This is a genomic window from Pseudoalteromonas sp. SR43-5, assembly GCF_014163835.1.
GTDB classification, from domain to species: domain Bacteria; phylum Pseudomonadota; class Gammaproteobacteria; order Enterobacterales; family Alteromonadaceae; genus Pseudoalteromonas; species Pseudoalteromonas distincta.
Genome location: NZ_JACJEA010000017.1, coordinates 92,931 through 102,833, shown reverse-complemented (window position 1 = coordinate 102,833; position 9,903 = coordinate 92,931). Strand labels below are relative to the sequence as shown.

9 protein-coding genes are annotated in these 9,903 nt (G+C 39.6%); 7 read left to right on the top strand and 2 right to left on the bottom strand.

The window, feature by feature from the left end:
* The first annotated feature begins 159 nt into the window (after positions 1–159).
* Positions 160–612 carry a hypothetical protein gene (locus H5090_RS11860; protein WP_182695799.1) on the top strand — a complete coding sequence of 151 codons (453 nt, stop codon included), beginning with the start codon at positions 160–162 and terminating at the stop codon, positions 610–612.
* Positions 613–682: 70 nt separating this feature from the next.
* Here H5090_RS11860 and glp read toward each other — a convergent pair whose 3' ends face one another.
* Positions 683–1,900, bottom strand: coding sequence for a gephyrin-like molybdotransferase Glp (gene glp, locus H5090_RS11855; protein ID WP_182695798.1), 1,218 nt, complete (start codon positions 1,898–1,900; stop codon positions 683–685).
* 96 nt (positions 1,901–1,996) lie between these two features.
* On the opposite strand from glp, the gene modA reads away from it, so the two are divergent.
* The 3 genes from modA to H5090_RS11840 are packed head-to-tail and all read left to right on the top strand — an operon-like array spanning position 1,997 to position 4,392.
* Complete coding sequence (modA, locus tag H5090_RS11850) at positions 1,997–2,698, top strand: molybdate ABC transporter substrate-binding protein (RefSeq protein WP_024606456.1); 702 nt, start codon at positions 1,997–1,999, stop codon at positions 2,696–2,698.
* Positions 2,685–3,362: a molybdate ABC transporter permease subunit gene (gene modB, locus H5090_RS11845; protein WP_007375247.1), complete on the top strand. Its 678-nt coding sequence runs from the start codon at positions 2,685–2,687 to the stop codon at positions 3,360–3,362. The genes modA and modB overlap by 14 nt, the downstream gene beginning before the upstream one ends.
* A 1-nt stretch (position 3,363) precedes the next feature.
* A complete protein-coding gene (locus H5090_RS11840; RefSeq protein WP_182695797.1) occupies positions 3,364–4,392 on the top strand; it encodes an ATP-binding cassette domain-containing protein in 1,029 nt (342 codons plus the stop codon).
* On the opposite strand, the gene moeB is transcribed toward H5090_RS11840, so the two are convergent.
* Positions 4,393–5,151, bottom strand: a complete 759-nt coding sequence (gene moeB, locus H5090_RS11835; protein ID WP_182695796.1) for a molybdopterin-synthase adenylyltransferase MoeB — start codon at positions 5,149–5,151, stop codon at positions 4,393–4,395. It lies immediately after the preceding gene.
* A gap of 288 nt (positions 5,152–5,439) precedes the next feature.
* Between moeB and H5090_RS11830 the strand changes: the two genes are divergently transcribed.
* From H5090_RS11830 to H5090_RS11820, 3 genes are read left to right on the top strand one after another with little or no spacing between them, the layout of a single operon-like run.
* Positions 5,440–6,909, top strand: a complete 1,470-nt coding sequence (locus H5090_RS11830) for a NarK family nitrate/nitrite MFS transporter (protein ID WP_024595623.1) — start codon at positions 5,440–5,442, stop codon at positions 6,907–6,909.
* A gap of 13 nt (positions 6,910–6,922) precedes the next feature.
* The gene (locus H5090_RS11825) at positions 6,923–8,665 is read left to right on the top strand and encodes a bifunctional protein-serine/threonine kinase/phosphatase (protein ID WP_024595624.1); all 1,743 of its coding nucleotides are present in this window, start codon (positions 6,923–6,925) and stop codon (positions 8,663–8,665) included.
* Between the two features lie 9 nt (positions 8,666–8,674).
* Entirely contained in the window at positions 8,675–9,868 is a 1,194-nt protein-coding gene (locus H5090_RS11820) for an alginate export family protein (protein ID WP_182695795.1), read from the top strand.
* The last annotated feature ends 35 nt before the right edge of the window (positions 9,869–9,903 follow it).

Genomic DNA, 9,903 nt, shown 5'->3' with positions numbered 1-9,903 from the left:
ATCTTTGATCAATTTAACGAATTAAATTGCACTATAACGTCGTTAAAAATTTTTTATTTAGAACAACTAGATACAAAAATTTTTGCCTAGTTCTAGCGTAATTTTCTTAACGTTAAATAGACCCCATATATATGCAGATTGGTATTAAAGGGATTTAAAATGAATAAAATTATTATTGGGTTTGCTTTTGCTATTTCATCATTTGGCGCATTTGCACAAAGTACTGATGGTTGGCCAGAAGGCGGTGCAATGCACATGGGCAATACTTATAATTTAGAGGGCAATAGATACAAAACTAAAATCAGTAAAATGATGGATGAGATCTACCCGCAACTAACTGATGATTACCAAGTAGATGCAGTTAAAGCGCAAATAAAAGCATGGGAGCAGTATATAGATGCTACATGTAACGTTGTTGGCATAGCAACGGGTGCCGGTGGCTCTTGGCCCTCAACGTATAGTGTTAAATGCGAAAGAAGCCTAAGTTATGATAGATACTTTGCGACTAAAAATGCGCTGAAGTGTGTTAATAGGTTGAGCAAAGAAGAGTTTGTAGGACGTAGCGAAAAGTTAAACTGTTTAATCCAAACTCTAAACATAAAAATATTTTAAATTAGAGTAGCGCTACAGCTAAATTATACAGTTAGCTGTAGCATGTTAGGCTTTATAACACCTCAATACTTTATAGCAACTCAATACTTACTGTTGCGCCTTTTTCGATATTGCCGCTTTGCGCAGGCACTACAATTAAGCAGTTAGCTTTACTAAGCGACGAAAGTACACCCGAGCCCTGTTTATTAAACGGGGCAACCACTAAGTCACCTTGCTCGTTAATTGTTGCTGTACCGCGTTGAAAGTCAGCTCTGCCAGGGCGTTTTTTAATAACGGATGTAGTAACCGCGTTAAATCGCATTTTAGGATTTACTTCACCAAGACCCGACAGCTTTTGCAGTGCAGGCTCTACTAACTGATTAAACGTAACAGCAGCCGACACAGGGTTACCTGGCAAGCCAAAAAAGTAACTGTTACTTAGTTTACCAAAGGCAAAAGGTTTGCCTGGTTTCATGGCTATTTTCCAAAAGTGAATTTCGCCAATTTCGTTGAGCACTTCTTTAGTAAAGTCGGCTTCTCCAACCGATACGCCGCCTGAGCTTATTACGGCATCGGCGAGTTCATTCGCTTTTAAAAATGCATTGGTGATGAGGTCTTTGTCATCAGGGATAATTCCTAAATCAAGCACGTCGATATTTTTTTGTTGCAGGGCACTAATAATAACAGCGCGGTTACTTTCAAAAATAGCGCCTTGCTTAGGAGGCTGACCAGGTTCAATTAGCTCATCGCCTGTAGAAAGTATGGCTATTTTCAAAGTTCTCACCACGTCTATATTGGCAATCCCTAACGATGCAAGTAACCCCACATCAACGGCTTTTAATTTATCGCCTGCTTTTAAAATAACATCGTCTATAGCAATATCTTCGCCAGCAAAACGCACGTTTTCATTTAGCTCTGGTTGCGCGGTGAACGTAATTTTATCGCCATCTACCGAGGCGTTTTCTTGCATTACAACGCCGTTAGCGGCTGGTGCAATGGCGGCGCCGGTCATTATTCTTACGCATTGCCCAGGGGTAAGCGTTCCTTCAAAAACTTGACCCGCAAACACGCTACCTACTTGTGTATAAGTTAAGCTTTTATCTGAAATACACAGCGCATAGCCATCCATTGCAGAGTTGTTATGAGCGGGTACGTTTATAGTTGATTTAACATCGCTTGCTAAAACGCGATCAACACTTTGCATTATAGAAATGGTTTCAACGTCTTTAACAGGCGTTATTGTGCCAAGTATATTTTGTATTGCAGTTTCAATTGGTAATAAACCGGGTGCATTGCAAACATCGTTCATATATATTGCTTACTTAAATCATTTTATTTTGAAACAATACTTATAATGTCAAAGCTTTACAATACATGGTTGGGTTATTTTTTGTGTGTGATATGCATGCTTTCGTGCAGCGTAAACGCAAAAGAAACGCTGCATGTAGCCGTAGCGAGTAATTTTAAAACTGTATTGGAAACCCTACTAAAAAAATCCCCATTACCTAATGTTGACGTGAAAATATCAGCCGCTTCTAGCGGTGTTTTATATTCGCAAATAGTGCATGGCGCGCCATTTGATGTGTTTTTATCGGCCGACGATTTTCGCCCGCAATCGCTTATTAAAGAAGGTTATGCCGAGCAAAGTAGTTTGATCACTTACGCGTTAGGCGAACTTGCTTTGTGGCAACCCAAAGCTGAAAAAGTAAATGATAAAGTAGCCATTGCTAATCCGCGTTTTTCACCATACGGACGTGCCTCAGAGCACTACGCGAATAACCATTTTAAAAAACCAATAAATTATGTGTACGGTAATAACATTACGCATGCGTTTCAGTTTGTGCAAAGTGGTAATGTAGGAGTAGGGCTGGTGGCTGTTTCATCCCTAAAGGCGGCTTACAGTAACACGCAAGATCAAAAATATTTAGATTACACCGTGCTGCCTACCAATCAATATCCCGATATAATTCAACAAGGCGTTATTATTAGCTCGACTAAAAAGCATGCTAGCGCTAAGCAACTTATGCAATTTTTAATGACGCAGGCTACGCAGCAGCAGTTAATTGAATTAGGTTACAGAATAAAGGATAACAATGCTTCAAAGTGATTTAACCGCGCTGTGGTTAACTATAAAACTTGCCTTTATAACCGCAGTACTCCTTCTTATTTTTTGTATTCCGCTGGCATACAAGCTCGCTGGCTATAACGGTAAATTTAAACCATTTTTAGAGGCATTAATTGCAATGCCTTTAGTGCTACCGCCTACGTTGTTAGGGTTTTATTTACTTGTTTTGTTTTCGCCTGATCACGCTTTTGGGCAGTTTTGGTTTTGGCTAACGGGTACGCAGCTTGCGTTTAGTTTTCAGGGCGTGGTTATTGGCTCGCTTTTTTATTCGCTGCCTTTTGTAATGCAGCCGCTTGTGGCTGGGTTTAAGCATATTAATCAAACCTATAACGAAGCTGCCATTGCGCTTGGATTAAGCCCATTTAAACGCTTTGTGCATTTAATTATTCCGCTTTTAAAACCCAGTATTGGTAGCGCATTTGCTTTAGGCTTTGCGCATACATTGGGTGAATTTGGTTTGGTATTAATGATTGGCGGTAATATTCAGGGGCAAACACAGGTGGTGTCTATTGCGCTTTATGACCATGTTGAATCGTTAAATTATACGGCGGCGCATCAGCTTTCACTTATTTTACTGGCTATTTCGTTTGCCTGTTTAGTGCTGTTATTTAAGTTTAATAAAAGCATTGTAGGGGTTAAGCAATAACATGATTAAGTTAAGCCTTTTTAAAGCACTCAATAATTTTGATTTAGATATAAACCTTGAGCTTGAGTCGTTTGATGTATTGGGTGTTTACGGGCCTTCAGGCTCCGGTAAGTCAACATTACTGCGTTGTATTAGTGGTTTAGAGCCTGCAAAAAGTGTTCATATTAATAATCAGCCAGTGCATGAGTTGCCAAGCGATAAACGCGGCATAACGCTTCAGTTGCAATCGTGTCCGTTGTTTCCTCATTTAGATGTGGCAGGTAATTTAGCGTTTACACAAAAACACTGCAGAAATAAGCAAACCAGCTTAACGCTTCAATACGTTGTTAAAACACTTGAATTACAAGACTTACTAAATCGTGATGTACAAAGCTTATCGGGCGGCGAGCGCCAACGTGTAGTATTTGCGCGCACTTTGCTTGCCGGTCAAAAATTTATAATGCTCGATGAGCCTTTTAGTGCGCTTGATTGGTCATTGCGCTTTAAAACACTTAATAAAATCAATGAGTTAGCCGTTAAGTTTAATATTAAATTTATAATAGTAAGTCACTCATTAAAAGAGCTGCTATTTTGCTGCGATACCCTTATTCAGCTTGATAAAGGTAAGGTGATAAACCAAGGTGCAAGTGCGCACGTTGCAAAAGCTATTTACGCAAACGACAGGCAAACACCGCTGAGCTTAATTAATTACGATGTGGTTAAATTTGATAAAGACTACGGGCTATATCAACTGCAATTACAGCAAAGTGAGCAACCGCTTTTTGTGCTTCCTGCACTTGTCGATAGCAGTAATAAGCTAATTATAGAAAGTGAGCAAATGTCGTTTAGTGCGTTAAAGCCTGAGCAAACAACGCACAGTAATGTTTTAAGGTCGGTATTAACTCAAGCTGAGCTTATTAATAATAAGTGGCAGTTAACGCTTAATGTAGACGGGCAAACTTTGTTTGGCTTGGCTTCAAGACGAGTGTGGGACAAAAACGACTTTAAAGTGGGCGATGTGCTTTATACAACAATCAGTAATCTAGAATAACTAAATGCTGCACACCGCACATTGACTATTTTTAGCAATTTTAAAACGATTAAATTCCATGCTTAAACCATCTACCAGCAATAAGTGTTCGCTTAAGCCGCTGGGTAAACCAGCAAGCATTTTTAGCGCTTCAGTTGCCTGAATACTGCCTATTAGCCCCACAATAGGAGAGAGCACACCGGATTCAGAGCAGCTTTGTGTTTGTTCACTAAAAAATTGCGATAAACAACCATAACAGTGGCTGTTTCCATCCATAGTAAAACACGCGACTTGTCCTTCCATTCGTATTGCAGAGCCTGACACTAGCGGAACTTTAGCTTTAAAACAGGCGCTATTAAGTGCATTACGCGTTGCTAGGTTATCTGAGCAATCAATTACTATATCAATGTTATTAAATAGCTGCTCTGTAGAGGTATTTGCATCAAAAAATGCCTCAATAGTATTTATGTTTATTTCACTATTAAGCGCGTTAAGCTGTTTTTTAGCAACACTGCATTTTGAGCTACCAATGTCGCTTTTTTTATACAGTATTTGCCTTTGCAGGTTGGTCACGTCTATTTCATCGTTATCAACTAAGGTAAGCGTGCCAACGCCTGATGCCGCTAAGTATTGACCTACCGCGCAACCAAGCCCACCCACACCAATAATTAAAGCATGCGATTGCCATAGTTTCTCTTGTCCGTCTATATCAAGCTGCGGCAGCATAATATGCCGAGAATAGCGTAGTTGCTGTTGGTACGTTAACGGTGCTTTTTGCATTTTTAAATATCTCATACTTTTTTTGAACAATACCAATTTGTTAAATCCTAGAGCAAGTAGTAACGCTTTTTATTTGCACTGTAACAGCCCTTACCCCCTCACTCATATAGTGCAACTATAACGCATTAAAATAATAAATACATATAACTAGCTGAAATATATGGTTTTTAATTAGTGGCTCAGTAATTGCTGTGTTTGGTTAACTAAAATTTAACAAAGTTTGAGCTACTACTCATATAAAAGAGTGGGGCATTTATAAAACAATAATACGTTTACGAGGAAATAAACATGCAACCGAGTTCTGGATTTAACTTAATATCCTTTAAAGGAAAAATGAAAGTATTACATCTGAGTTGGATGGTCTTTTTTGTGTCATTTTTTGTATGGTTTAACCATGCTCCTTTATTAGGTGCAATTGCGGGCTCGCTTGGTATTACCATGGCACAAGTTAAAACATTACTAATTTTAAATGTAGCGTTAACTATTCCTGCCCGTGTTGTGGTGGGTATGCTGACCGATAAATTTGGTCCCCGGATTGTTTATGCCGCGCTACTTATTACCTGTAGTATTCCGTGTTTTATGTTTGCTATGGCAACCACATTTGAACAAGCCGCTATAGCGCGTTTTGCGCTAGGCTTTATTGGTGCTGGCTTTGTTGTGGGCATTCGTATGGTGAGTGAATGGTTTCCTGCTAACGAGCTGGGCATAGCAGAAGGTATTTATGGCGGCTGGGGTAACTTTGGTTCAGCAGCAGCGGCTATGTTATTGCCAATTATTGCACTTATGTTTGGTGGCGAAGATGGTTGGCGTTATGCTGTAGGTTTAACGGGTGTATTAAGCGTTATATTTGGTATTATTTGGTACTTAAATGTAACCGATACACCAAAAGGCGGTACATACTTTAAGCCTAAAAAAGTAGGCGCAATGGAAGTAACCAGTAAAGGCGACTTTGTATTACTTCTTATTATGAAAATCCCTATGTATGGTGCACTAGCATTACTTACTTGGAAGCTTTCACCAACCGGTGCTAACCTAATTTCGGCTAACTTTGTACTTGCCGTGTATGCTTTTTTAGTTCTGCTTTATATTTACGAAGTGTATAAAACCTTTGACGTAAATGGTCATATTTTTAAAGAGCCTGTACCTGAGTCGCATCGTTATGAGTTTAAGCAAGTGGCTGTTTTAAATATTTTATATTTTACAACTTTTGGCTCTGAGCTTGCGGTTGTATCTATGTTACCGCTATTTTTTATGGATGTGTTTGCGCTTGATATGGTGTACGCGGGTATTTTAGCCTCAGCTTATGCATTTATGAATTTAGCATCTCGCCCAGGTGGCGGTTGGATTTCAGATAAATTAGGTCGTCGTATAACACTTATTGTACTTACAACGGGTCTTGCTGTTGGTTATTTTGTAATGGGCTTGGTTGATGCATCTTGGCCTTTATGGCTTGCAGTTGTTGCGGCTATGGCGTGTTCGTTCTTTGTGCAAGCTGGTGAAGGCGCTGTATTTGCTGCAGTACCGCTAATTAAGCGTCGTTTAACTGGGCAAATAGCTGGAATGACAGGTGCTTACGGTAATGTAGGTGCAGTAGTGTACTTAACGGCATTGTCACTTGTTGATTATCAAACTTTCTTTTTCATTATTGCGGGTAGTGCATTACTTGGTCTAGCTGCACTGTTTTTTATGAGAGAACCAGATGGCCATATTACTGAAGTAAATGAAGACGGCACCGTTGAACTTATTTCAGTGACTTAAGGCATTATTGACTATGTTTGATGAAACACTCCACGCTAAATCGCTAAAAAATGAACTCAACGTTTCATTTGGCGGGCACAGTGCTAAAGGGTTAAAAGCAGAAAACCAAGATGCGTTTGCAGCTCTCAATACCAAAGCGCAAGAAAAAGAGTCTAAAGGCGTTATTGCTTGCTTAGCCGATGGGTGTTCATCAGCAAAAAATGCTAAACAAGCGTCTCAACTTTCGGTTACTCATTTTATAAATGAGTATTTAAATACCCCCGAAAGTTGGGCGGTTAAAAAGTCAGTGTCGAAGGTGTTAGCAAGTTTAAATCAGTGGCTTTATTCGCAATCGGTTAATTACAATCACTTAGGTCAGCGTCAAGCCGATTGGATGACGACTTTTACAGCACTTATTTTAAAGTCGGCAACGGGTTATATATTCCACTTAGGTGATACGCGTATTACTCGCTTGCGAGGAAATAAAATCGAGGCAATAACACGGGATCACAAAGTAAACGATACGCTAACGCGTGCTCTTGGCGCGCAACTTCATCAAGAAATAGATGTATACGAGGTTGACCTAAAAGCAGACGATATTTATATATTAACCTGCGATGGCGTACACGATGTGCTCCCAAGTAGTGATATAGCTAAATTAATTAACGAGTACACTAATTTAGAAAATGCAGCTAAAGCAATTACCGAACTTGCATTAGCACGAGGCAGTGACGACAACGTAAGTTGTTTACTGGTAAAAGTAGAAAATATTGCCGAGCAAAAGTTAGATGAACTTTACCATTCGCTAACACGACGAAAAATTCCACCTGCGCTTAATGTTGGGCAAAAAATTGATGACTACACGGTTATTCGTAAATTACATGCCAGTAGTCGCTCGCACATTTATTTAGTGCAACAAGCGCCCGATATACCGCCAGTGGTTTTAAAAGCACCTTCGGTTAATTTTGAAGACGATGTGCACTACCTTCAAGGCTTTATAAGAGAAGGATGGGTAGGGCAACGCATAAACCATTTAAACGTGATGAAAGTGCTAAGTACGCAATCGCAGAGTCGTTTTTTGTATCATATTTGTGAGTACATGGACGGGCAAACACTCAGTGATTGGAAGCACGACGTGCCGCACCCAGAAATAACCCAAGTACGCAGTATTATTGAACAAATAGTACATGCACTAAGGGCGTTTCAGCGGCTCGATATGGTACATCGTGATTTAAAACTCGATAATGTAATGATAGATGCGCACGGTAAAGTAACGCTAATAGATTACGGCACAGTAAGTGTTGCGGCTATGGACGAGTCGGTTAAACAAATTGCGGATGATTGCCCGCAAGGCACTGCCGACTACACCGCACCCGAAACACTTATTACTATGCACGCCGATTTTAAAAGTGATTTGTTTTCACTTGGCGTGATTGCATATGAGTTATTGTGCTCAAAATTGCCTTATAAACCACTGCCACTTAACCACGTAGCGCCAAAAGATTACAGCCATTGGCATTACACAAGTATTCGTAAATACAGAGCCGATATTCCGTTTTGGTTAGATCAAGCCCTTATGAAGGCGCTTGCCCCTAAACCTGAGCTCAGATACCAAGCTTTTTCTGAGTTTATAAACGATATCAACAAACCTAATCCTTATTTAGAAAGTACCGCTAATAAAAGTTCAATAATGAAACGCGATCCAGTTATGGTGTGGAAATGTATTTCGCTGTGTTTATTTATTGCTTTGGTATGTGTATTAATAATTAAAACTTAGAGAACCAAAATGCTTAATTACAAGAACAACTTACCTATTATTTTTATACTGGGTTGCTTCACTGCGCCTTTAATAAGCCAAGCTGCGCAAACTGATCTTGATTTTAGACTGCGTTTTGAAAGCGTTGATCAAGAAAATGCTCTAAAAGATGCAAGCGGCTTAACACTTAGAACCCGCTTAACGCATCAAACAGACGAGGTGAATGGTTTTTCAGCACTTATTGAATTAGAAGACACTCGCAGCCTATTAGGCGTAGATGATTACAACAATACAGTGGGGAAAAACACTAATTATTCTGTTATTGCAGACCCAGAAAACACTGAGATAGACCAAGGCTTTGTTAAATATGCCCGCGATGGTCTATCGCTAAAAGTAGGGCGCCAAATAATAGCTCTTGATGGGCAGCGTTTTGTTGGGCACGTAGGTTGGCGCCAAGACAGACAAACCTTTGATGCCGCGACCATTAATTACGCATTTAATAACATAAATTTACAGTACAGTTATTTAAATAAGCGTAACCGCATATTTGCTGACGATAAAGACATTAAATCGTCCGATCATTTAATTAATGCAAGCTTTAAAACAGACTACGGTAAAGTGGTTTTATACAGTTACTTATTAAGTGACGATGCACTACAAGACGACAGTTTAGATACTTATGGCGTTTCTTTTAACGGTAATAAAACCCTAAACGACATAAAATTTTATTACAAAGCGGAGTATGCAACGCAGTCTGCTTCAACAAGCGTGAGTGATTTTGATGCTGATTACTACACACTTGAAGGCGCTGTGGATTTAAATGGGTTGGGCATAAAAACAGTAACTTTAAAAGTCGGCATAGAGTCACTTGGCTCTGACAATGGCGATTACGGGTTTGCAACACCGCTTGCCACGTTACATAAATTTAATGGTTGGACAGATACGTTTTTAAATACACCCACACAGGGCTTAGACGACACTTATATAAGCTTAAACGGTAAAGCGTTTGACGGAAAATGGCTGGTGGCTTATCACAGTTTTGATGCTAATGAGCAATCAAATGGGGTTGACGATTTAGGCAGTGAACTAAACGTACAATACGTTAAACCTATTAATAAACAATATGCAGTGGGTGTCAAATATGCTGATTACTCAGCGGGCGATACCGCTGCTAATAAAGTCGATACTCAAAAATTGTGGGTATGGATGAGCGCTAAATTTTAACCCTCTCTATCTTCTAATATTCACTTGTAATTTAT